We start from the raw sequence: 21,647 nt of genomic DNA on the forward strand, positions 1-21,647 counted from the left end.
GCCCTTGCTATCCGCCGCGCGTCGCGCGCAGCGCCGCGATGATCTCATCGCGGTCCGCGCGAATCCGTTCGCAGGCGCGCGAGGTATTGGCCCAGAACTCGCGAATCGCGCCGGGCGCGAGGATCGTCGCGATCACGCCGGCCGGATCGAAGTCCGCCGCATTGCTGACCCAGTCGTTCAAACCGAGGTCGCCATACGCGCCGAAGCCTTTGCGCTCATAGCTCAGGTGATACGCCGGCACGCCGCTCAGAATTGACTCCAGCGCTCCATGCAGCCGCACCGAGACGACCACGTCCGGCCGGTCGGTCGCGAGCAGTTCCTTTAGCGACACCAGTTCGCGCTGAATGCCTATGCTGCGGTAATAAGCGAGATCGTCATTGCCTCGCCCGGTGCTCTGGACTGCGAAGCTGATCCGGCACCTGCCGGCCAGCTCGCGAATCAGCTTGCGGGTCGAGGCTTGATAGCGCTGCCGCTGCAGCGCATTCCAGCTCGGCGCCTTGCGCAGCACGAACGCAACGTGCCTGACCTGCTGATCCGCATCGCGGGCAAGCGCGGCGATCTGCGCGCTGCGCCGCTCGATATCGAGTACCGCCAGATCCGATGCGCGCCGGGTATTCGCATTGCGCGCGAGGAAAGCCGCCGAGCGATCGTCGCGCACGAAGACTGCCGAAAATCTGCCGAGCATTCGTGTCAGATGGTTGCGCAGCGGCAGCGCGGGAATCGCGGGGCCGATGCTCTGCGGCAGATACACGACCGGTTTGCCCGAGCGGCACGCCGCGCGCATCTGCAACAGATGCCCCGCCTCGAGCTTGAGCGCCTCGCTCAGATTACGCGCGCGCAGATAGCCGCCACCGACGCCGACCACCACATCGGCGGAGGCTAGCCGTTGCGACAGCTCGCGCATCCGGCTATATAAGCCGCCGGCGAACAGCCCGCCCAGCGCGCCGCCGACGCGAGCGAGACCGCTCTGCGCGAGCACCGGGGCCGGATACACGTTCGGATAGCCGGCGAACGACGCGGGGTCAGCGGCCACGATCGCGACCTCGGTCGCATCGCCGAACGCGCGCTTGAGCAGAGCGACGGAAAGATCGACGAGCAGTGCGTCGCCGGAATTTTTCGAGCTGTACGCTTGCAGCAGCACCACCCGCGTCGGCTTTTTCATCGGGAATCCTTTTCGATCAGTTGGCGATAAACGTGCGCGGTCCGCTCGACCATCGCGGCCGCGGAAAATCGCTCGGCGGTGCGCTCGCAGTTGCGGCGCAGGCGTTCGCGCAGCGCGGGCTCGCGAACCAGCCCATCGAGCGCGTCCGCGAACAGCGTCACGTCGTCCTCGTTCGGCACCACGTAGCCGAGTTGTTGCGCGTCGATCAGCTCGGCCGCGCCGGACACGCGGGTCGACGCGACCGGCACGCCGGCCGCCATCGCTTCGAGCACCACATACGGAAACCCTTCGTAGCGGCTCGGCAGCGCGAACACGTCGAACGCGGAGAAGTAGCGGCGCGCGTCGGGAATCGCGCCGAGCACGCGCACGTTGGCCGGGATGCTGCGCTCGTCCAGACCCGCGGCAAGCGCGAAATCGCCGGGACCCAGCACCGCGAACACGACTTCGCGCAGGCCTCGTTCGAGCAGCGTGCGCGCGACCCGCGCGAGCCGATCGACGCCCTTCTGAAAATCGAGCCGCCCGACGAATCCGATCACCACGGCGTCGCGCGGCAGGTCGAGCGCGGCGCGCGCATCGGCGCGCGAGAACAGTCGCGGCACCGGCACGCCGTTGAAAATCGTCTCGATGCGCGACGCGGCGATATGCAGCGTCTGTTGCAGATGCTCGGCCTCGTCGAGCGACACCGCGATGATGCGATCGCTGCGAAAGCGGCCGAGCAGGCCTTCGATCAGGCCATAAAAACGCTTCTGCCCGCGCGGCAGATACGGATTGAGCGTATAGACCGCGTGCGGCGTATACACCTGTTTCCACGGCCCGAAACACAGCCGCGCGAGCGCGCCCGCCTTTGAGCTATGGCTGTGCACGATATCGGGACGCAGCCGCTGCAGGCAGCGAAACAGCTGCGCGAACGCGAGCATGTCGGTCGCGCCGACCGGGCGATGCATCGTCACGCGCTGCACGGAGTCGCATTGCGCGAGCACCTCGTCGCCGAGGATCACGTCATCGAAACGCTTGCCGTGCGGCACCACCAGATGAATTTCGAAGCCGCCCAGCTTGCGCAGCCCGCGCACCAGATCGGCGATATGAACCGCGACCCCGCCGGCCGCCGCCTCGACCACCAACACGATCCGCAAGCGCCGCCGCGCTTTGCCGTCGCCGGACTCGCGCCCGGACTCGCCCAGCGCTTCGTTCGCTTCGTTCACTTCACCCGCTTTACGCGCCGCCTCGTCCAGCTCCAAGGTCTCCCCCGCCGTGGTTTGCATCATCGTCTCCGTCCGACACGCTCGATCAGTCGCTGCCAGCAGCCGCGCGCGCCGCTGCACGAGGTGTCTTCGTAGCTGTACTGAACGAATCGGTAGCTGCCGTTCTTGCGGCCGTACGAACGGCGCGCCGATTTCGGATCGATGCCGTTCAGAATCGCGCCGGTGACCGCGCAGCCTGCCTGCGCGAGCCGTCGCACGCATTCGGCCAGATCCGCGGCGCGCGTCAGGCCCGCGCGCGCGACCAGCATCACCGTCGCGCAATGCGCGGACAGCATCACCGCGTCGGTCACCGCGAGCACCGGCGGCGTATCGACGAGCACCACGTCGTAGTCGCGCGCGACTGCCTCGAACAGCTCGGCGACGCGCCGGTGCAGCAGCAGTTCGCCCGCATTCGGCGGCAACGCGCCGGTGGCGATGAAGTCGAGATTCGGCACCACGTCGCGCTGGATCACCTCTTCGCGCGGCAGCACGTCGGCGATCAGGTCCACCAGCCCGCGCTCACGCTGGCGGCCGAAGTAGCGGTGCAGCGAACCGCGCCGCAAATCCGCGTCGATCAGCAGCACGCGCTTGCCGCTGCTCGCGAGCAGCGCCGCGAAATTGGCCGACACGAAGGATTTGCCGACGCCGGGCGTGGTGCCGGAAATCAGAATCACGTTGTTGTGCGCATTCGACATCGCGAACTGCAGCGCGGTGCGCAGACTGCGCATGCTCTCGACCGCCGGTTCGCCGGGCTGCTCCAGCGCGAGCAGACGCAGCCCCAACACCTCGGCCGACGCACCGCGATCGAGCTGCTGCTGGTGACGCGATTCGGGAATCAGCGCGTACACGTGCAGGCCGACCTGGCGCTCGATTTCCTCCGCTTCGGAGATGCCGGCGAACAGGAAGCTGTGCGCGACCGCGAAGCCGATGCCGAGCAACAGGCCGAGCAACGCACCGGCGGCGATCGTCACCGGCCGGTTCGGAAACGCGATCTGCTCGGGCACCACCGCGGTATCGACGACCCGCACGCTGCCGGTCTTGCCGGCCTTGACCAGCTTCAGTTGCTGCACGTTGTTCAGCAGCGCGGTGTACAGCTCGGTATCGACCTTCACGTCGAGCAGCAAACGCACGGCATCCTGCTGCATGTCGGGCAGGCGTTTGATCTGCTCGTCGAACGTGCGTTGCTGCGTGCGCAGCGTCGCGATCTGCGCGTCGAGTGCGGCCACCTGCGGATGCGCATTGGTGAAGCGCGCGGCCAGTTCGTCGCGCTTCTGCTGCAATTCGAGCATCCGTGTCTTCGACTCCGCGCTCTGCTGCAGCGCGAGCTTCGCTTCCTCCGACAGATCGACCGACCCCTGTTTGTCGCGCAGCTTCGTGTAGCGCAGTTGCGACGCTTCGAGCTGCTTTTTCAGCTGCGGCACCTGCGTATCGAGAAAGGTCAGCGATTGCGCCGCTTCGGCCGCCTTGCGCTCGACGTTCTGCTGCACGTAATAACGGCCCACCGCCTGCAACTGGTCGCGCACCACGAGCGGATCGCGGCCCTTCAGCGTCGCGATCAGTACCCCTGACGACTTGATCTTCTCCTGAATGTCGAGCCCGTCCTGCATGCTCGCGATCGCATCGAGCTTCGACTTGCGGACCAGTTTGAATCTGGTGCCGGGCTGCGCATCGACCGCCTTGACCAGCAGCGTGATCGGCCCGTAGCTCGTGTCGAACATCGCCCGCTCGCCGAGCGTGCCGGTGACCGCGTGGTCGAGATCCCAGCCCGCGAGCCGGTAGCGGCCCCCGGGCAGCACGGTCAGCGAAAAGCTGTCGCCTTGCAGGCGCCTGGGCACGTCGAACTGCACGACCTCGGCGCTTTCGGTGCCCCACGCCCAGCCGCCGATGCCGAGCAGGCCCGGACGCGTCACGCCGTCGTTGAAGCGGGAAACGAAGTCGCCGACGAGCGGGAAGCGGCTCGGCCGCACGACGATATAGCTGCGCAGTTCGTCGACGACGCTCGTCACCACCAGCCGCGACGCCATGATCTGCTGCTCCGCCGAAGTCGGCGAGTTGTAGTTGAACAGCGACGACACGTCGCCCAGCAGGCTCTGCGCGGACGCCATTCCGCTGCCGTCCTCGACCTGAATCGAAATATCGGCCTGGTAGCGCGGCGGCATCAGAAAGGCAAAGGCGGTCGCGAGCGCGATGCACGCGACGCAGACCTTCACAATGACCCAGCGATAGTCGACGAAGATGTCGATCAGCCGGACCAGATCGATCTCGTCGTCGGCTGGTTTGAGCGCCTCGTTATCGGGCGATTGCAGCGATTTCATGGTCAACAGTCGGGTTGTTTCGACGCACTCAGGACGACGAATGATCGGTGGATAAAGCCGCCGTGCCGGCACCGGCACGCGCGGTCACGCCGGCGATGCGCGCGCACCAGGCGTCGACGCCCGCGTCGATCAGCGCGAGGCTTTGTTCGAACGACGCGAGGCCTTTGCGATGGGGATCGGGAATCTCGAAGCGCGCGTCGGGCGGCCCGCCCGCGCCGTGCGACGACCCGAGCAGATAGACGCGGCCGTACAGCGCCGGGAAGCGGCGTTCGACGTAGTGCTTCTGCGCGTGGTCCATCACCAGCACGAGGTCGGCGGCTGCGGCGATCAGCGCCGTCAGTTGCCGCGCGCGATGCGCGTCCAGATCGAGACCGCGCTCGCGCATCAGTTGCACCGCCAGCGGATCGGCGCCCTCGCCGTGCAGCGCGCCGATCCCGGCCGACTCGACCGCGACCGCTTCGAGGCGTTGCGCGAGCAGCGCCTGCGCCATCGGACTGCGGCAGATATTGCCCACGCAGACGACCAGCACGCGCCCGATCATTTGGTCACCAGCCCGGCCGTCAGGCCGCTGGAGATCAGCGGCATCAGCAGACTCAACACACGGTTGAAGCGGACCAGACCGTTGCCGTCCACATAGACGACGTCGTTCGGCTGCAGCTCGAAATCTTTCGCGAGCAGCATCGCGACCGGCGAGCGTGCATCGAGATGGAACACCTGCGCGGTGCCCGACAGCGAGCCGCGAATCACGTACATCTGCGCGGCATCGGCGGTCGACGAATTGACGCTGCCCGCCTGCGACAGCGCATCGGCCAGCGTCAGCCGGCCGGTGCGGCGCGGAAGCGCCGCGATCGGCTTGTTCACTTCGCCCATCACGTACGCGTGGTTTTCGTCGCGCGACACGACGCGCAGAAAATCGCCCGGCTGCAGATAGATCAGCGACGGGCTCAGGCCCTGCGCGAGCAGCCGCGTCAGATTCAGACGATGCGATTGCCCGTTGCGCACCAGCACCAGATCGCTCTGATCGGCGCTGTCGCTGAAACCGCCGGCGCGGCTGATCGCTTCATAGAGCGTCATCGGCACGTCGTTGACGGGCAGCGCGCCGGGGCTGTGCACTTCGCCGTCCACGTACACCTGATGCGCGCGATACGACGCCACGCGCACCGTCACCTGCGGCTTGATGAAGTACTTCGCGAGCGCGCCGGTCAAACGTTGCTGCACTTCTTCCGCGCGCAGACCCGCGACATGCAGCGTGCCGGCATAAGGAAAGGTCAGATTGCCGCTCTGATCGACGATAAAACCGGCCGCCGGATCGCCGGGACGCACCGACCCGGACGCTTGCGACGGCCCGAGCGCTGCGGCGAATTCCGGGTGGTCCCAGACGACGATCTGCAGCACGTCGCCGGCGCCGATCGCGTACGCTTGCGGCGAGCCCGACAGCAGTCGCGACAGTTCGAGCTGCTGTTGCCGGCGCTGTTCGCGGATCCGCGCGAGCAGCGCGGCGTCGACTTCGGTGATCGCGATCGCCGGCGTGCCAGGCGTCGCATCGGCGGTTCTGAGCCGCGCGCCGGTTGCGGCTGCGGGCGACTCCGGTGCCTGCGCGGGTTCCCGCGTTGGCGTCGTTTCGCTGGCCGCGACTGACGCCGCTTCGCCGGCAACGTCCACCGCCGGTTTGCTTGCGGCGTCCGCAGTAGCATCGCTCTGCGCAAGCGTCTCCATTTCGTTCGTCGTACTGGACGTTTCCATTCGCATGCCGGGTGCGACCGCGCACGCGGACAACAGCAGCGAGACCGACACCGTCAAGACACCGAGCCGGCGCAGCGACCCGGTCAAAACTGAAGCAGACATCGTATTCAACCTATTTTTCGGCGGACGCGAAGCGCGCCGCGCCGCCCTTGTGACGCGGATTTATGTTCGCTAACGGATCAATATGCATTGCTGTGACGCATCCCCTTCACGACGGTCGCGAGGATGATGCGCATGTCCAGGCCGAACGACCAGTTTCGCAAGTAGTACAGATCGTGCTCGACCCGCGCCTGCATCTTTTCGAGCTGTTCGGTCTCACCGCGAAAGCCGTTGATCTGCGCCCAGCCGGTAATGCCCGGCTTGATCCGGTAGCGATGGATATAACCGTCGACGATCGTGCGGTAGTGGTCGTCGTGTTCGATCGCATGCGGGCGCGGCCCCACCACCGACATCTCACCGCGCAGCACGTTGAGAAATTGCGGCAATTCGTCGAGGCTCGTGCGACGCAGAAAAGCGCCGAGCGGCGTGATGCGCGGATCGCCGCGCCTGGCCTGACGGACCACGCCGGGCTTCTCGGTATGCATGCGCATCGATCGGAACTTGTAGATGCGAAACACCCGGCCATTCGCGCCTTTGCGCTGCTGCGTGAAAAGCACCGGCCCTTTCGACGTGAACTTGACCGCGAGCGCAATCGGCAACATGACTGGTGCGAGCAGAATCAGCATCACGAGCGCGAAGATCCTGTCGAAGATCGCTTTCTGCAGCAGCGCGGCGGGCGTCATCGGTGACACGATCAGATTGATTGCCGGCGCGCCGAGCAGATCGACCACGTTGCGGTCGAACATCACGAGACGACTCACGTCGGGGAGAAAGCGTACGTTGACGAGATCGCCGCTGAATTCCTCGAGTACGCGCAGCAGTGTGGTTTCGTCCGAGAGCGGCAACGCGAGCCAGACTTCGTCGATCCGCTGTTCGCGCACCCAGTCGGCAAACGCGCGCAGCGCGACGAACGCCGGCAGGCCATCGCTGCGCTGCCGGCCGTCGCCGGTGGTGCTGAGCGTGGCGACCGCGCGAAAGCTGTCGGCCGGCGTCGCCGCGAGTCTGGCCAGCACCGTGTCGCAATGTTCTCCCGCACCGACCACCGCGACCGTGCGCAGATCTTTGCCGGCGCGCCGGCGCCCGAGCAGCGCATGCACCGACAGATGCGTGGCGACGATGCCGGCCGCGGTCAACGCGGTCCAGCTCAGCCACCAGAAGCGCGAAATAGAAAGACTCCGATGCAATAGCGCAGTCACCGCCAACCCGCATGCCTGCACCGCGAACCAGCCGCACACCGCTGCCGCGAGCGGCCACCATTTCGATTGGCCGCGCCATAAACGATAGAGGCCGAACATCGACAACAGCAGCGTGGCAAGCGCCATTTCGAACATCACGACGGCACTGGCAAGCGCGCGCTGTTCGACAGCGGGTTTGAAAAGAAGCGAAGCGACGGCGGCGCCCACCGCGATCGCGGCGACGTCGAGGATGCGCGCCAGCACGCTCTCGATATCGACGAAGTCGTGACCGGCAGGATGATGGATCACGGTACGCACGATGCGATCTCGATGCTTCTGTTCAGGGTCACCGCAATTGCCTTGTGTTTCAAAGGAACCGGATGATGCGACAGAAACAGTCGACCCAGAATAGTTCACGTACTAAATACTGTTAGTTTTAATTCGATGCTTTCACCACGCATTGGCTTTTATAGAATTACTTCCAAAGTACTGTGAAAAACCATTTCATAACGAATAGCTAATAGGTGTGTCGAGAAACTTTAACTATCGCTATTCGTGCTGCGCCACTATGCTCGAACGATGATCGGCTATGCGATTTATTGCATTGCGGCAGAAGATTTTTTATCGTCACGGGAGCGGCATCATGAAGATCTGCATCTTCGGAGCGGGAGCGATTGGCGCGATGATGGGCGTGCAGTTGGCGCGGGCCGGCGCGGACGTCAGTTTCATTGCGCGCGGCCCGCATCTGGCGGCGATGCGAGAGCACGGCGCGCGTCTGATCATGGACGGCGAAACCTATAGCGCAGCGGTACGCTGCACGTCCGATCCGCGCGAACTCGGCGTTCAGGATGTCGTGATCATTACGCTGAAAGCGCATTCGCTGCCCGGCGTGGTCGACTCGATGCAGCCGCTCCTGGGCAAACATACGGCCATCGTGACCGGCGTGAATGGGATTCCGTACTGGTATTTCTATCAGCATGGCGGCCGCTTCGCCGGCACGCGGCTGGCGAGCGTCGACCCGGACGGCATGCAGTGGACCAAGCTCGGACCCGAACGCGCGATCGGCTGCGTGCTTTATCCGGCGGCCGAAATCGTCGAACCCGGCGTGGTCAAACATGTGTACGGCAAGAAGTTTCCGATCGGCGAGCCGAGCGGCGAACGCACGCCGCGCATTCAGCAATTGCATGAAATCATGCAGGCCGCCGGTTTCGACGCGCCGATCCGCGACAACATCCGCGACGAAATCTGGCTCAAGCTGTGGGGCAATCTGTGTTTCAACCCGATCAGCGCATTGACGCATGCAACGCTCGATGTCCTCACGAGCGACCCCGGCACGCGCGCGGTGTCCCGCACGATGATGCTCGAAGCGAAGCGGATTGCCGAGCAGTTCGGCGTGCACTTCCGGGTCGACGTCGAGCGACGCATCGACGGCGCGGGCGCGGTCGGCGCGCATAAGACCTCGACACTCGTCGATCTCGAGAATCGCCGCCCGATGGAAATCGATCCGCTGCTGACCGTGGTTCAGGAAATGGGGCGTCTGGTCGCGGAACCCACGCCGACTATCGACGTGGTACTCGCGTTGATCAAGCTGCGCGAGAAAATGGCGTTGCAGGGCGACTAATCGGAGTTATTCGAAAATACATTAATTCCTGAAAAACCCGGCCGCATTAGAAAAGATTGGACGCCCAGCGTCCAATCTTTTTTTCATCCACCGCTATTGATCGATTGCAACCCACACGGCTTTCGGTTCGGTAAAGTTCTCGATCGCCACGTCGCCATGCTCGCGGCCGAAACCCGAATCGCCGGCACCACCCCACGGCAGACGCACATCGGTATATCCATAGGTATTGATCCACACGGTGCCCGCTTTCAGATCTCGAGCAACGCGGTGAACGCGGCTCAGATCCGCGCTCCACACGCCGGCCGCGAGGCTATACGCGGTACCGTTGGCAATCCTGAGCGCATCGGCCTCGTCGTCGAAGCGGATCACGCTCGCGACCGGGCCGAAGATCTCCTCCTGCGAAATTCGCATCTCGTGCTCGACATTCGCGAACACGGTCGGCTCGACGAAAAAGCCGCGATTGCCGACGCGCGCGCCGCCCGTCACCAGCGACGCCCCCTCCGAGCGGCCGGTTTCCACGTAGCTCAATACCGTCTTCATCTGCGCGGCGGAAATCAGCGGCCCCATCGAGGTTTCCCGCACCGACGGGTCGCCGACCTTGATCGATTTCGCACGCGTGGCGAGCCGCTCGACCACTTCGTCGTACACGTCGCGATGCGCGAGAATCCGCGAACCGGCGGAACACACCTGGCCGGTATTGAAGAAAATTCCGGAGGCCGCGGCGCGCACCGCGTTGTCCAGATTCGCGTCGGCGAAGATCAGGTTGGCCGACTTGCCGCCCAGCTCCAGCGTTACGCGCTTGAAGTTGCCGGCCGCGCCCTGCAGAATGCCGCGCCCGACCGACGGCGAACCGGTGAACGTGACCTTGTCGATGCCCGGATGCGAGACGAGCGCGTCGCCGACCACGCTGCCCTTGCCGGTCACGATATTGAGTACGCCCGGCGGCACGCCCGCTTCGAGCGCGAGTTCGCCGATCCGCAACGCGGTGAGCGGCGTTATTTCCGCGGGTTTGACGATCAGCGTGCAGCCGCACGCGAGCGCCGGCGCGATCTTCCACATGCCGATCATTAGCGGGAAATTCCACGGCACGATCGCGGCGACCACGCCGACCGGTTCGCGCAGCGTGTACGTCAAGGCATCGGGACGCGTCGGCACGACCTGACCGTTGATCTTGTCGCACCAGCCCGCGTAGTACTCGACCGTATCGATCGCGGCCGGCACGTCCTGGCGCATCACCGCGGCGATCGGCTTGCCGCCGTCGAGACTTTCGAGCGCGACGAGTTCTTCCATGTTCTCGCGCATCAGGGCCGCGAGACGCTGCAAAATGCGGCCGCGTTCGGCGGCACGAATCGAATTCCACACTTTCAACGCCGCGCGTGCCGCGCGCACCGCGGTGTCCACGTCGGCGGCGCTGCCTTGCGCGACCAGCGCGATCGGCTCCTCGGTGGCCGGATTGATATCGACGGAATATTCCCCGGTGCCGGGCGGCAGCCGCTTGCCGTCGATCAGCAAATCATGTTGTCTGAGGTCGGTCTGGGTTTCCATCATGAAGCTCCTTGAGTAGGACGTTATGTGGCGCGCTAAAGGCGCAGCGTTCGAATCGTTCGTAAAACAGGGGGTTTTGTGCCGCTTGCGATCTAAGGTTCGTGCAGCAGGGTGCGGGCGACGGACGGCCAGTCGAAGGTCCGCGCGGGACAAGGCGTCGAAGCGTCGCTATGCGCACGCTCATTGGTCGACGCGAAAAACTGCGCCCACACGGCGGTCGCGTTCGGCCGCAGCGAGCGCTTGCGGCGCTGGACCAGCACGGTGGTCAGCGTGGTCCGCGGCACCAACGGACGGCTCACCAGACCGGCACCCAGCGCCGGCCAGTACGCGTCGACCGGCAATACGCCGACCCCGAGGCCCAGCTCGACCATCCGCGCTACCGCGGCGACGTGGCCGAGTTCCTGCAACGGGCCGCGCTTCAGTTCGTGGCTCACGAGCGCCGGCTCCAGTGCCGCGCGCACGCCCGTGTCGGCATTGAGCGTCAGCAGCGGCCACGCGCGCAAGCCGCGCCAGTCGATGCTGTCGTGACGCGCGAGCGGATGCGCGGCCGGCATCACCGCATGCAGCGGCGTGCTGAACAGCACTTGCGCGTGCAGCAGATCGCTGTCGATTGCGTGCCCAACCGAGACCACGCCGAAGTCCACCTCGCCATGCTCGACGCTCGCGAGCACGCCGCTTTGCGACTGATCGCGCACCGACACCACCAGTTGCGGATAGACCGACGCGCAATGCGCGAGCGCCTGCGGCACCCAGCTCGACGACAACACCGGATTGCTCGCGACGAGCACGACGCCGGTGCGGCCGTCGTTGGCGGCCCGCTCTTCGAGCAGCGTCAATTCGATTTCGTCGAGCAATCGGCCGATCCTTCGCTCGAGACTCGCGCCCGCATTGGTCAGTTCTACGTGGCGGGTGGTGCGGTCGAACAGCTTCAGATCGACCGCCTCTTCGAGCTCGCGGATGCAACGGCTCACCGCCGATTGCGTCAGATCGAACTGGCGCGCCGCGCGGGTGAAGCTGCGCTCCCGCGCGACCGCGACGAAGACCTTGAGCTGCTGCAGCGAAACGTTCATATACTCGGGCCTCGGCGCATGCGGCTGACACCGGTTATTCGCCGCTCTGCTCGGGCCAGTGACTCATCCGCGACGCGCCGCCGGTGCCGTGCGGATGCCCGGCGACGGCGAGCGCGCCCTGCGGTTCGTTATGCGATTCGATCCAGCGCGTGCGCATCGGCTCGAGAATGAATTTCGCCGAGATGCCCGCCGCGATCGTGATAATCGCGGACACGATGAACACCAGGTTCCAGCCGCCGGTGGCCGCCAGCACCGACGCGATCGGCACCAGCAACGAGGCTGTGCCTTTCGCGGTGTACAACGTGCCCGCATTGGCCGCCGCGTATTTGCTGCCGAACGTATCCGCGCAGGTCGCCGGAAAGATCGAGAAGATCTCGCCCCAGAACAGGAAGATCAGCGCGGCGAACGCCATGAACGCATACGGGTTGCTGCCGAACTGCATCATCCCGAGCAGCGCGAGACCCTCGCCGATGAAGATCACGAACATCGTGTTTTCACGGCCGATCTTGTCGGAAATGAAACCGCACAGCGGTCGCGTCAGGCCGTTGAAGATGTTGTCGATCGACAGCGTCAGCGTGAGCAACGGCAAGGTCGCGCCGAATACCGACATCGGAATGCGCGCAAGGCCCCAGTCTTTTGCGATCGGACCGATCTGCGCGGTCGCCATCAGCCCGCCCGCGGCGACCGCGACGAACGACGCGTAGATCACCCAGAACACCGGTGTCCTGATCATCTGACGCGACGTGAAATCGACCTTCGACACCGCGAACCTGGTCTTGCGGGTCGCCTGCTGACGCAAAATAGGCCGCACCAGCAACAGCGCGAGCAGCAAAATGCTGACGCCTTGCACGATGCCGAAGAAGAAGAACGTGTGCTCGAAGCCGCGGCTGTTGATCATGTTCGCGATCGGTATCACGGTGAGCGCCGCGCCCGCGCCGAAGCCGGCCGCGGTCAGGCCCGCCGCGAGTCCGCGCCGGTCCGGAAACCATTTGAGCGCATTGCCGACGCAGGTGCCGTACACGCCGCCCGCGCCGATCCCGCCGATCACCGCGGCGAAATACAGCATGCCGAGTGTGGTCGCATAAGAATTGAGAACCCATGACAGCCCCGCGCAGATCGCGCCGCCGGCGACCACCGGGCGCGGTCCGAAGCGGTCGACCAGCCAGCCTTCGAACGGCACCAGCCAGGTTTCGGTGAGAATGAAGATCGAGAACGCCAACTGGATCGATGCCTCGCTCCAGTTATGCCTCGCATGCATCGGCGCCACGAACAACGTCCACGCATATTGCAGATTGGCCACCAGCGCCATGCACACCATGCCGATGACCAGCTGCCACCATCTGTTTCGCCAGAACATGCCAGCTGACGATTGCTGGGTGATATTGTCCATGAGCCTTGTCTCCACTATTTATTTAGTGCCGGCGCTTGAGTGCCGCGCTGGATGTGTCCCGCCTTATTGTTATGTCCCGAAAGTACTTTGCCATTCGGGAAGATTGAAAATAGGCACCGCTAATTGCCGACTTATTTAAAACCGATTCGCGCCATACACCGGGAAAGTCTGCTTTAGTCCGAGCAATCCAAATACACGCGACGGTAAGCGTTACAGCCAACTTCCACGCGATTTCCCGCCTTTTAGTGCGCCACCCCACTTTACCGCGCGTTAACCCGCACACCGCACCGTCAATTCGGCTTCTTATAAGAGTCCATGCTAGGGTCATTGCTGAATTACGAATAATTAAAGTTTGTTATTATGTGGATTCACAGTTCCTTATACATCGGCCATGACGATGCGCAACGCGACGCTGCGGCAACTGAAGGTCTTTGAAACGGTCGCGCGACACCTGAGTTTTTCGCGCGCGGCCGAGGAATTGCATCTGACTCAGCCGGCCGTCTCCACCCAGGTCCGGCAACTCGAAGAACATGCGGGATTGCCGCTGTTCGAACAGCTCGGCAAGAAGATCTATCTGACGCCGGCCGGCACCGAAATGCTGCACTACAGCCGCGCGATCATGCAGCAGTTCCACGAAGTCGACGAGGCGATGAGTCAGTTGAAGGGCGTCTCCGGCGGCAAGCTCAATGTCGCGGTGATCAGCGCCGGCGACTATTTCTTTCCCCGCGTGCTGGCCGAATTCACGCGCCGCTATTCCGGTGTCGATCTGAATCTCGCGGTGCACAACCGCGAAGAATTGCTGCATCAACTCGCGACCAATCAGACCGACCTCGCGGTGATGGTGCGGCCGCCGCATGAAACGGATGCGACCAACGAACCGTTTGCGCCGCACCCTTACGTGATCGTCGCCGCGCCCACCCATCCGCTCGCGCACAAGCGCAACATCCGCCTCAGTCAACTCGCGAACGAGGCGTTCATCGTGCGCGAACGCGGCTCGGATACGTGGAATTCGATGGAAGAAGGTTTCGCGGGCCGGCTGTCCAATCTGAAGATCGCGATGGAGATCAAAAGCACCGAGACGATCAAGCAGGCGGTGATCGCCGGCATGGGGATCGCGTTTCTGTCCGCGCATACGATCAGCCTCGAATTGCAATTGGGTCATCTGGTGGTACTCGACGTGGAGAGCTTTCCGGTGATGCTCAACTGGTACGTCGTGCACCGGAAGAACAAACGTCTGCCGCCGGTCGCGGTCGCCTTCAAACGCTTCCTGATAGAGGAAGGCGCGAATCTGATCGAACGTATTACGCGCGTGAAGGAATTGAGCGTGCATAAGCAGTAGGCTATGAAAACCCAATAAAACTTTAACTATTGCAAATCGTTCGCGACTTCTATGCTGCAAGCGAGTTCTTTCACTTGCCAGCTCAGGAGGCCGATCATGAACCACGCACCGCTTCGCTCTTCCGTCAGTCCGCGCGGCGCCGGCCTCGCGACAGGTCCGCGCGACACCCAACCGGACGACGCCCATCTGAGTGCCTATAACGCAGCATTCAGCGACCTCGGTCTGCGCTTTCGCTGGGATCGCGCGACGCTCGATATGTTGAAAGAATTCAATAGCGAATCGGCGCGCATTACCGCGTATATCGAGCGGTATCACAGTCATTTGCATCGCGCGTACGACGCCGAGTTTCTCGCGCAAATGATCCTGCATCGAAAGACGCAGTACTACAGCGAGTTCGCGGCGGCGGCCGAAGAATAAGCACTGAGATAAGCACTGCGGTACTCGAGGTACCCGATGGTTCGACAGCGGCGGGCTCTGCAGCTCGCCGCGCCGCATTGCTGGAACGAGCGGCCGCGCATCGATTCGCGCGCTATTCATGATGCGCGGCGCGCCGCCGCTGTGACATGAAGCTGCCGCACGCGCGTACAGTCGCGCTGCCGGCCAAACACGCGCCGGCCTTCGCGCAAACCGCGCCGATACGGATACGCACTCGCGCGCACCGTGCCGGGCGCGAGATCACGCAACGCCCACATCGGCTCGGCGCCGCCCACTTCCCCGCAGTCTTCGCCGCCATGCCATGCGAGACTCTCTAGCAGGCCTGGCCGGGCGATCGTCATGCCGTCGCTGCGCGCGGCGAACGCATAGACGGTGCAGGCGTCGCCATTCATCGCATGACCGGGCGGTCCCAAATACTCGCGACTGATCATCAGATGCGCGCCGATCGCGGCCGCCAACGCGCTCATCGCGAGCAGTTCGGCAAGTCCGAATAGTTGGGCGGGTTCAGTCGCGAAGCTGTAGCCGAGCCAGCCGCACAACAGTAGCGCCAGCAGATTGACGAGATGATGACCCGGCAGCGCGAGCGCCTCGATCTGCAAGGTACCGCGAAGCTTGCAGAACGCGAGCGACGATTGCGCGAAGATCAGCGCACCGATGAATACCGCCGCGCACAACGCGAGCCGTTCGGTGTTATCGCGCGCCGCCGGCGAAACAGCATGCGCAACCGCTATCGATACGACCGCGAGACCCATGCCGCTGCCGAGCAACGCGACGAGTGCGGGCCAGCGCGCTGGATTACGTCCGCGCATTCGCAACGCGCCGAGTAGCGCGCCGGCCAACGCCGCGCCCACGATCCACGATCGCGCGCCGAGCCCCGCCGCGAAGCTGCCCGCCAGTAGCGCGGCGAGCGCGGCCGTGCCTCCATGCAGCCGGCGGGTCGCGCGCCATTTGCACACGCGCTGCCCGAGTGCGACCAACGCGACCAGCAGCACCGCGCCCAGCCCGGCGGCGAGCGTCACCGCCAGCAGCAACAACAGGTCCATCCACACGGTACTCCCACAGGCTTGCAGCATGCGTGATCCTCCGTGATGCGATGTACGGATGCGAGCCGGGCACTCGCGCGTGCTTCTGACAACGCCCGGACAAGCGCTCAGATCGAACTCAGACCGCGTTCGTGGCGGCACCCACGCGCTGCGGCGAGTCCGGCGCCGCCCCTTCGCGTGGCACGCCGGTGCCCAACGAATTGGTCAGCGTGCCGAGACCGTCGATCGTAATAGACACGGTCGAGCCGTCCTTGATCGAGCCGACACCGAGCGACGTGCCGCACGCGATCACGTCGCCGGGTTCGAGCGTCAGATCCTGCGAAATCAGGCTGACCTGCTCGGCCGGCGAGAAAACCATATCGTCGAGCGGATAGTTCTGCCGTTCGACGCCGTCGAGCGTGGTCAGCAAGCGCGCGTGCCGCCAGTCGAAACCGGAGACGATCGCGGGACCGATGCAGCAGAATGTATCGAAGCTCTTCGCGCGGCACCACTGCGGAAAGTGCGGATTCTCGTTGAGCAGATCGGCGGCGGTCACGTCATTGATCAGCGTATAGCCGAAAATCGCGCCCTCGGCCTCGCGCACGTCGACATCGCGGCAGCGCTTGCCGATCACGATGCCGAGTTCGCCCTCGAAGACGATCTTGCCCGCGTAAGGACGCGGCCTGCGAATCGGCTCGCCCGAGCCGATCACCGAGGCCGCCGGCTTCATCAGAAACAGCGGATGGGTCGGCACGGGCTTGTCGAGCTTTGCCGCCAGCGCGTGATAGTTGTTCCACAGCGCGACGACCTTGCCCGGCGCGCATGGCGCGAGCGGCGTCAGCGCGCGCAGCGACAGCACCGCGCCGGTCGGCACCGGCTGCTCGAGACTTTCGTACTCGTGCAGATAAGCGCCTTCGACCCGGCCGAACACGATGCCGCCATCGCTCGACATGAACCTCATCCACGTATCCATAGCTCGCTCCCGCGTTCAGATCGCGCCGGCCGTGCGCAACGCGCTGATCTGCTCGGGCGTATAGCCGAGTTCGGCCATCACTTCGTCGGTATGCTCGCCGAGCAGCGGCGAGCGTTGGACGTCGGTCGGACTGTCGGACAGCTTGATAGGATTACCGACGGTCAGATACTTGCCGCGCGTCGGATGATCGACTTCGACGATCGTGCCGGTCTTGCGCAGCGACGGTTCTTCGGCGATTTCCTTCATCGACAGGATCGGCCCGCACGGAATGTCGTATTTGTTGAGAATCTGCATCGCCTCGAACTTGGTCTTGGTCATCGTCCAGCGTTCGATCTCCGCGAAGATCTCTTTCAGGCGCGGCAGCCGTGCCGGCGCGGTCGCGTAGTCGGGATCGGTGGCCCACTCCTCCTTGCCGATCACGTTGCAGATCTTCGCCCACACCGGCGCCTGCGTAATGAAGTAAATGTACGCGTTCGGATCGGTCTCCCAGCCTTTGCACTTCAGAATCCAGCCCGGCTGCCCGCCGCCCGATGCATTGCCCGCGCGCGGCACCGCCTCGCCGAATTCGCCGTTCGGATATTGCGGATACTCCTTTAGCACCGAGGTGCGTTCGAGCCGCTGCTGATCGCGCAGCTTGACGCGGCACAGATTGAGCACGCCGTCCTGCATCGCCGCCAGCACACGCTGACCGCGGCCGCTATGGGTACGCTGATACAACGCGGTGACGATTCCGAGCGCCAGATGCAGACCGGTGCCGCTGTCGCCGATCTGCGCGCCGGTCACGACCGGCGGGCCATCGTCGAAACCGGTGGTCGACGCGGCGCCGCCCGCGCATTGGGCGACGTTCTCATATACTTTGCAATCCTCATAAGGCCCGGGACCGAAGCCCTTCACCGACGCGACGATCATCCGCGGATTGAGCTCCTGCACCCGCTCCCACGTAAAGCCCATGCGGTCGAGCGCGCCCGGCGCGAAGTTCTCGACCATCACGTCGCATTTGCGGATCAGCGCTTCGAGCACCTGCTTGCCTTCCGGATGCTTGGTATCGATCGTCACCGAGCGCTTGTTGTGATTGAGCATCGTGAAGTACAGACTGTCCACGTCGGGAATGTCGCGCAGCTGTTCGCGCGTGATGTCGCCCGCGCCCGCCCGCTCCACCTTGATCACGTCCGCGCCGAACCACGCCAATAACTGGGTACAGGTCGGCCCCGATTGCACATGCGTGAAATCGAGGATGCGCACACCGTCGAGTGCCTTGGCCATGTGATGTCTCCTGAAGAGGGATGCGGGTTATTTGTACATGGTCTGGTTCTTCGTGCCCGGCGCGTATTCGCGCGGGTCGACCCAGATATTGACCACCGCGGAACGGCCGGTCCGATGAATCGCTTCACGCGCGCGCTGCAACGCGGCGGCGATCTGCGCGGGGTCGCGCACTTCCTCGCCGTAGCCGCCGAGCATCTCGGCGAATTTGCTGAACGGCACGTCGCCGAGCAGATTGCCGACATTGCCGCGCTCGTCGCCGTATTTGGCCAGTTGTCCGTAGCGAATCTGATTCATCGCCGAGTTATTGCCGATCACCGCGAGATACGGCGCGCCGAAGCGGTTGGCGGTTTCCATATCGAACGCGGTCATCCCGAACGAGCCGTCGCCGTAATAGCAGAGCACTTCCTTGTTCGGATGCGCGAGCTTCGCGGCGAGCGCGAAGCCGGTGCCGACGCCGAGCGATCCCAGTGCGCCCGGGTCCATCCATTGACCGGGCCGGCGCGGCCGCACCGCTTGCGCGGAAATCGTCACGACGTCGCCGCCGTCGCCGATGTAAATCGTGTCGTCGGCGAGAAATTCGTTCAGTTCGTACGCGACCCGGTACGGATGAATCGGCGTGCTGTTCGAATGGAACAGCGGCAGCAGCTTTTCAGTGGCGGTGGCCTCCGCGTCGCGCAGTTGCGCGAGCCATTTGCGGCGCGCCTGGCGCTTGTCCTCTTTCACGCGGCCGCTGGCCGCTTGCAGCACTGCCGCGAGAATCGCGCCCGGGTCGCCGACCAGACCGAGATCGATATCGCGGTTCTTGCCGACCGTTCGGTAGTCCATATCGATCTGCACCAGCGTCAGTTCCTTGCTGATGCGACGGCCGTAGCCCATGCGGAAATCGAATGGCGTGCCCACCACGATCAGCACGTCGGCGTTCGCGAAAGCCTGCGAGCGCGTGCGGTCGAAATGATGCGGGTCGCCCGGCGGCAGCAGACCGCGGCTCGCGCCGTTGAAATAGCCGGGAATCTCGATGCCGCGCAGCAGCGCGACCGCTTCCTCGTGACCGCGCGCGATCCACACCTGCTGGCCGTACAGGATCGCCGGCCGCTCGGCATTGACCAGAATGTCCGCGAGTTTTTCGATGTCGCGCGGATCGCCGATCGATCTGGTCGACGCGCGATAGTGGCCCGGCTTCGGCACGATCGCGCGACTCGCGTCGACTTCGCGGTCGAGCACGTCGCGCGGAATTTCGAGGTAGGCCGGACCGGGCGCGCCGTTGAAGCACTCGCGCGCGGCCATCGAGATCATGTCGGCGACGCGCTCGGTGCTCGACACGCTCGCCGCGAACTTGGTGATCGGCGCCATGATGTCGACGTGCGGCAGGTCCTGCAGCGAGCCCATCTTGTGTTGCGACAGCGCGCCCTGGCCGCCGATGTGCAGGATCGGGCTCTCCGAACGGAACGCGGTCGCGATGCCGGTCACCGCGTTCGTGCAGCCCGGGCCGGCGGTCGTCACCACGCAGCCGAGCTTGCCGGTCTGGCGCGCGTAGCCGTCGGCCGCGTGCGCGGCGACCTGCTCGTGGCGCACGTCGATGATGCGGATCCCTTCGTCGACGCAGCCGTCGTAGATATCGATGATGTGGCCGCCGCACAGCGTGAAGATCGTGTCGACCCCTTCGTTCTTCAGCGCCTTCGCGACCAGATGGCCGCCCGACACGACGCCGGCGTCGCGGGTTTTCTGCTTGAGGGTATCGTCGGCGGTGGTGGTGCCGGTGGCGGGGTTCAGCGATGCAACGACTGCGGACATGGTTGTCTCCTGTGTCGACCGGAGTTGGCGCTTTAGCGTTTACTCCGGTCCCATGCGGGTTCACTGCGGTCGATCGGAGTTGGCGCTTTAGCGCTTACTCCGGTCCCATGCGGTTTCACTGCGGTCGATCGGTATGGAGCGTCGCGCCTGCCAAACTACATACCGTATGTGATATATCACACTCAATCAAGGCCAATTTCGAGATACGGCGGATGCATCCAGGGTACTGCGGAAGCTTTACCCGCGTGGCTTTGCGCTGGAATCACGCGTGCCGCGAAGGTCGTTTTCAAGGGAAAACACCGAGCCGGAGTGCTCTGCGTCCGGCGTTGATATATCACATACCATATTTTTGAGACAGTCAAGCACGGTTTACCCCGCCGAGACGCTGACGGCCCACGAGTGTCGCTTCACGCGCGGCCCCGCGTTACTGTCCACACGCAAAACGCCAGACGCAAAAAAGCCCGCGATGCCAATGCATCGCGGGCTTCCGGTCCTGCTCCGCCGCGACCGGGGGCGCCTAACCGCTACTCAATCGAGAAAATCGCAGTTCGCTTCGACGAACGCCGCCAGATCGAGCGAATGCTGACGCGTGAGCCGCTCGGCGAGTTCGGTATCGCGTTTCTCCAGCGCTTCGATGATGCGCAGATGATCGACGATCGAGCGCGCCGCGCGGTCGCTCTGCGAGATGGTCATGCGCCGGATCGCGCGCACGTGGATGAAGATGTTCTTGATCGTGTCGAGGATGATCTGCGACTTCGACAATTCGACGATCGCCTGATGAAACGCGATGTTCGCATCCGAATACTCGGCGATATGCTCGGCCGGCGTGGAGTCGCGGAAATTGTCGAACATATGGCGCAGGCGGCCGATTTCCTCGTCGCTCGCGTGCAGCGTGGCGAGCCGCGCGGCCATGCTTTCCAGCGCGGCCCACATCTGGATCATTTCGACGATTTCGCGCTTGCTCTTGCGCACGATATAAATGCCGCGCCGCGGCACCATGCGCAGGAAGCCTTCCTGTTCGAGCAAGGTCATCGCCTCGCGCACCGGCGTGCGGCTCACGCCGAGCGATTCGCTGAGCACGCGCTCGTCGAGGCGGATTTCTTCGCGATTCTGGTAGATGTCCGCGTCGGCGATCGCCTGACGCAGCATCGCGTACGCCTGATCGCGCAAGCTCGCGCTCGCGCCGATTGGCTGCAACGACAAAGTCAGCGGGGTGGCCACTGCTTCAGTTTGAAGTTCTGACGACATTCATCGCCTCTGCTTGAACATGTGCGCGATTGTGCGCCGACGCCGTGTTGCTCCGCGCTTCGCCCAGGCCGATGAAACGGCCATGCCGGGATGCGAACTGTGCAACCGACTCGGGAAGCCCGTCGGTCAACAAAACCGTGGCGGCGGAGCCCAACGTTACGACGGCCATGGCGAACAGGGCGAGAGGCACAAAATCCACTTGTCACTCCAGACGA

At 64.2% G+C, this 21,647-nt stretch carries 18 protein-coding genes; 3 read left to right on the plus strand and 15 right to left on the minus strand.

Annotation, left to right across the window (positions count from 1 at the left end):
- Window positions 1–7 precede the first annotated feature (7 nt).
- The 6 genes from LJ656_RS19715 to LJ656_RS19740 all read right to left on the minus strand — a co-directional run bounded on the left by LJ656_RS19715 (window position 8) and on the right by LJ656_RS19740 (window position 8,053).
- Window positions 8–1,162, minus strand: a complete 1,155-nt coding sequence (locus LJ656_RS19715) for a polysaccharide pyruvyl transferase family protein (protein ID WP_230511049.1) — start codon at window positions 1,160–1,162, stop codon at window positions 8–10.
- Window positions 1,159–2,427 carry a glycosyltransferase gene (locus tag LJ656_RS19720; RefSeq protein WP_230511050.1) on the minus strand — a complete coding sequence of 423 codons (1,269 nt, stop codon included), beginning with the start codon at window positions 2,425–2,427 and terminating at the stop codon, window positions 1,159–1,161. Before LJ656_RS19720 ends, LJ656_RS19715 begins: the two co-directional genes overlap by 4 nt.
- Entirely contained in the window at window positions 2,424–4,718 is a 2,295-nt protein-coding gene (locus tag LJ656_RS19725; protein ID WP_230511051.1) for a polysaccharide biosynthesis tyrosine autokinase, read from the minus strand. Before LJ656_RS19725 ends, LJ656_RS19720 begins: the two co-directional genes overlap by 4 nt.
- A gap of 28 nt (window positions 4,719–4,746) precedes the next feature.
- Window positions 4,747–5,259: a low molecular weight protein-tyrosine-phosphatase gene (locus tag LJ656_RS19730; RefSeq protein WP_230511052.1), complete on the minus strand. Its 513-nt coding sequence runs from the start codon at window positions 5,257–5,259 to the stop codon at window positions 4,747–4,749.
- A complete protein-coding gene (locus tag LJ656_RS19735) occupies window positions 5,256–6,563 on the minus strand; it encodes a polysaccharide biosynthesis/export family protein (protein WP_230511053.1) in 1,308 nt (435 codons plus the stop codon). The genes LJ656_RS19730 and LJ656_RS19735 overlap by 4 nt, the downstream gene beginning before the upstream one ends.
- Before the next feature lie 77 nt (window positions 6,564–6,640).
- A complete protein-coding gene (locus LJ656_RS19740; RefSeq protein WP_230511054.1) occupies window positions 6,641–8,053 on the minus strand; it encodes an undecaprenyl-phosphate glucose phosphotransferase in 1,413 nt (470 codons plus the stop codon).
- Window positions 8,054–8,378: 325 nt separating this feature from the next.
- On the opposite strand from LJ656_RS19740, the gene LJ656_RS19745 reads away from it, so the two are divergent.
- Window positions 8,379–9,356: a 2-dehydropantoate 2-reductase gene (locus LJ656_RS19745; RefSeq protein WP_230511055.1), complete on the plus strand. Its 978-nt coding sequence runs from the start codon at window positions 8,379–8,381 to the stop codon at window positions 9,354–9,356.
- A 93-nt stretch (window positions 9,357–9,449) separates the two neighbouring features.
- Here LJ656_RS19745 and LJ656_RS19750 read toward each other — a convergent pair whose 3' ends face one another.
- From LJ656_RS19750 to oxlT, 3 genes are all read right to left on the minus strand, one after another.
- The gene (locus LJ656_RS19750) at window positions 9,450–10,901 is read right to left on the minus strand and encodes an aldehyde dehydrogenase family protein (protein WP_230511104.1); all 1,452 of its coding nucleotides are present in this window, start codon (window positions 10,899–10,901) and stop codon (window positions 9,450–9,452) included.
- A 92-nt stretch (window positions 10,902–10,993) separates the two neighbouring features.
- Window positions 10,994–11,971, minus strand: a complete 978-nt coding sequence (locus LJ656_RS19755; RefSeq protein WP_230511056.1) for a LysR family transcriptional regulator — start codon at window positions 11,969–11,971, stop codon at window positions 10,994–10,996.
- A 34-nt stretch (window positions 11,972–12,005) separates the two neighbouring features.
- On the minus strand, window positions 12,006–13,361 hold the full coding sequence (gene oxlT / locus LJ656_RS19760) for an oxalate/formate MFS antiporter (RefSeq protein ID WP_230511057.1): 1,356 nt from the start codon (window positions 13,359–13,361) through the stop codon (window positions 12,006–12,008).
- A gap of 391 nt (window positions 13,362–13,752) precedes the next feature.
- Here oxlT and LJ656_RS19765 point away from each other — a divergent pair, with 391 nt between their 5' ends.
- Both LJ656_RS19765 and LJ656_RS19770 read left to right on the plus strand, forming a co-directional pair.
- Window positions 13,753–14,700 carry a LysR family transcriptional regulator gene (locus LJ656_RS19765; protein WP_230511058.1) on the plus strand — a complete coding sequence of 316 codons (948 nt, stop codon included), beginning with the start codon at window positions 13,753–13,755 and terminating at the stop codon, window positions 14,698–14,700.
- Between the two features lie 96 nt (window positions 14,701–14,796).
- Window positions 14,797–15,117, plus strand: coding sequence for an HAD family hydrolase (locus LJ656_RS19770; RefSeq protein ID WP_230511059.1), 321 nt, complete (start codon window positions 14,797–14,799; stop codon window positions 15,115–15,117).
- 116 nt (window positions 15,118–15,233) lie between these two features.
- Here LJ656_RS19770 and LJ656_RS19775 read toward each other — a convergent pair whose 3' ends face one another.
- The 6 genes from LJ656_RS19775 to LJ656_RS19800 form a co-directional block, all read right to left on the minus strand.
- Window positions 15,234–16,208: an NAD(P)(+) transhydrogenase (Re/Si-specific) subunit beta gene (locus LJ656_RS19775; protein ID WP_230511060.1), complete on the minus strand. Its 975-nt coding sequence runs from the start codon at window positions 16,206–16,208 to the stop codon at window positions 15,234–15,236.
- Between the two features lie 88 nt (window positions 16,209–16,296).
- Window positions 16,297–17,130, minus strand: coding sequence for a fumarylacetoacetate hydrolase family protein (locus LJ656_RS19780; protein ID WP_230511061.1), 834 nt, complete (start codon window positions 17,128–17,130; stop codon window positions 16,297–16,299).
- 15 nt (window positions 17,131–17,145) lie between these two features.
- Window positions 17,146–18,393 (minus strand): formyl-CoA transferase, encoded by a 1,248-nt coding sequence (frc, locus tag LJ656_RS19785; RefSeq protein ID WP_230511062.1) that lies wholly within the window; start codon window positions 18,391–18,393, stop codon window positions 17,146–17,148.
- A 27-nt stretch (window positions 18,394–18,420) separates the two neighbouring features.
- The gene (locus LJ656_RS19790; protein WP_230511063.1) at window positions 18,421–20,184 is read right to left on the minus strand and encodes a thiamine pyrophosphate-binding protein; all 1,764 of its coding nucleotides are present in this window, start codon (window positions 20,182–20,184) and stop codon (window positions 18,421–18,423) included.
- A 528-nt stretch (window positions 20,185–20,712) separates the two neighbouring features.
- Window positions 20,713–21,432, minus strand: coding sequence for a GntR family transcriptional regulator (locus LJ656_RS19795; RefSeq protein ID WP_230511064.1), 720 nt, complete (start codon window positions 21,430–21,432; stop codon window positions 20,713–20,715).
- Window positions 21,410–21,631: a hypothetical protein gene (locus tag LJ656_RS19800; protein WP_230511065.1), complete on the minus strand. Its 222-nt coding sequence runs from the start codon at window positions 21,629–21,631 to the stop codon at window positions 21,410–21,412. The genes LJ656_RS19795 and LJ656_RS19800 overlap by 23 nt, the downstream gene beginning before the upstream one ends.
- Between the last annotated feature and the right edge of the window lie 16 nt (window positions 21,632–21,647).

It is taken from the genome of Paraburkholderia sejongensis (assembly GCF_020880815.1).
GTDB classification, from domain to species: Bacteria; Pseudomonadota; Gammaproteobacteria; order Burkholderiales; family Burkholderiaceae; genus Paraburkholderia; species Paraburkholderia sejongensis.

Excerpts from the sequence above, each read along its gene's own strand:
- LJ656_RS19720 (WP_230511050.1), bottom strand. The coding sequence starts at position 2,427 with ATGATGCAAACCACGGCGGGGGAGACCTTGGAGCTGGACGAGGCGGCG.
- LJ656_RS19725 (WP_230511051.1), bottom strand. The coding sequence starts at position 4,718 with ATGAAATCGCTGCAATCGCCCGATAACGAGGCGCTCAAACCAGCCGAC.
- frc (WP_230511062.1), bottom strand. The coding sequence starts at position 18,393 with ATGGCCAAGGCACTCGACGGTGTGCGCATCCTCGATTTCACGCATGTG.
- LJ656_RS19790 (WP_230511063.1), bottom strand. The coding sequence starts at position 20,184 with ATGTCCGCAGTCGTTGCATCGCTGAACCCCGCCACCGGCACCACCACC.
- LJ656_RS19745 (WP_230511055.1), top strand. The coding sequence starts at position 8,379 with ATGAAGATCTGCATCTTCGGAGCGGGAGCGATTGGCGCGATGATGGGC.
- LJ656_RS19755 (WP_230511056.1), bottom strand. The coding sequence starts at position 11,971 with ATGAACGTTTCGCTGCAGCAGCTCAAGGTCTTCGTCGCGGTCGCGCGG.
- oxlT (WP_230511057.1), bottom strand. The coding sequence starts at position 13,361 with ATGGACAATATCACCCAGCAATCGTCAGCTGGCATGTTCTGGCGAAAC.
- LJ656_RS19770 (WP_230511059.1), top strand. The coding sequence starts at position 14,797 with ATGAACCACGCACCGCTTCGCTCTTCCGTCAGTCCGCGCGGCGCCGGC.
- LJ656_RS19715 (WP_230511049.1), bottom strand. The coding sequence starts at position 1,162 with ATGAAAAAGCCGACGCGGGTGGTGCTGCTGCAAGCGTACAGCTCGAAA.
- LJ656_RS19735 (WP_230511053.1), bottom strand. The coding sequence starts at position 6,563 with ATGTCTGCTTCAGTTTTGACCGGGTCGCTGCGCCGGCTCGGTGTCTTG.
- LJ656_RS19775 (WP_230511060.1), bottom strand. The coding sequence starts at position 16,208 with ATGCTGCAAGCCTGTGGGAGTACCGTGTGGATGGACCTGTTGTTGCTG.
- LJ656_RS19765 (WP_230511058.1), top strand. The coding sequence starts at position 13,753 with ATGACGATGCGCAACGCGACGCTGCGGCAACTGAAGGTCTTTGAAACG.
- LJ656_RS19780 (WP_230511061.1), bottom strand. The coding sequence starts at position 17,130 with ATGGATACGTGGATGAGGTTCATGTCGAGCGATGGCGGCATCGTGTTC.
- LJ656_RS19795 (WP_230511064.1), bottom strand. The coding sequence starts at position 21,432 with ATGTCGTCAGAACTTCAAACTGAAGCAGTGGCCACCCCGCTGACTTTG.
- LJ656_RS19750 (WP_230511104.1), bottom strand. The coding sequence starts at position 10,901 with ATGGAAACCCAGACCGACCTCAGACAACATGATTTGCTGATCGACGGC.
- LJ656_RS19730 (WP_230511052.1), bottom strand. The coding sequence starts at position 5,259 with ATGATCGGGCGCGTGCTGGTCGTCTGCGTGGGCAATATCTGCCGCAGT.